Origin of the sequence: Thioalkalicoccus limnaeus, from assembly GCF_041197575.1 — a bacterium.
GTDB lineage: Bacteria > Pseudomonadota > Gammaproteobacteria > Chromatiales > Chromatiaceae > Thioalkalicoccus > Thioalkalicoccus limnaeus.
Genome location: NZ_JBDKXB010000078.1, coordinates 1 through 967, shown reverse-complemented (window position 1 = coordinate 967; position 967 = coordinate 1). Strand labels below are relative to the sequence as shown.

Genomic DNA, 967 nt, shown 5'->3' with positions numbered 1-967 from the left:
CGCGATCAGAAGCGCAGAGAGGTTGTTGAGGCGATTGTCATCCGTCAGGAACCGGTGCATTTGGTCGCGCGCATCTACCAGATCCCCCAGCGCACGGTTTTCGATTGGCTCTCGCTGTATCGCGCCGGTGGCTGGGACGCACTGAAGGAAGGCCCGCGCAGCGGGCGCCCGCGCAAGATCTCTGCCGCCGACATGACATGGATCTACAACGCGGTGACGTTGGGCAACCCCCAGCAGTTTCAGTTCGAGTTCTGCCTTTGGACGCTCAATACCTTGCGGGCACTGATCGAGCGGGAACTGGGGATTCGTTTGAGCAAGAGCTCGATCAGCCGCTTGCTGGGCCATCTGGGGCTGAGCCCGCAGCGCCCAATCTACAAGTCCTACAAGCAGGATCCACGCAAAGTCGACCAGTATTTGACCGAGACTTTCCCCGAAGCGGTGGCTCATGCGCGCCAGATCGGGGCCGAAATCTATTTCGTCGATGAGGCCGCCGTGCGCAGCGATGCCCATCGCGGCACCACATGGGGCCCGATCGGAGAGACACCGGTGGTCGAGGACAGCGGCGGGCGCTTCAGTTTGTCTGTCATCAGCGCCGTTTCTCCGCGCGGCGACATGCGCTTCAGCTTCATCGAGGAGCGGATGGACTCGAAGCGATTCATCGCCTTTCTGAAGAAGCTGCGCAAGGACGCTGGCAAACCGATTCTGGTCATCACCGACAACGCGCGCTATCACCACAGCCGAGAGACTCAGCGCTTCGTCGCGCAGCAGGAAGACGACATTCTCCTGGCGTTTCTGCCAGCCTACTCGCCCGAACTCAATCCCGATGAGCAGGTTTGGAATCATGCCAAGGCGCGTTTGGGCAAGCGTTCAATCTTCACCAAGTTGGATATGAAGCGCCATCTGGTTTCCATTCTGCGTTCCATCCAGCAGCAGACCTCTCTGGTCAAAAGCTTCTTCAAAATGCCGG

At 59.5% G+C, this 967-nt stretch carries 1 protein-coding gene; it reads left to right on the top strand.

Annotated elements, in window-relative coordinates:
* The coding region (locus tag ABC977_RS18160; RefSeq protein WP_369668680.1) for an IS630 family transposase at nt 1–967 on the top strand (967 nt) is incomplete at both ends.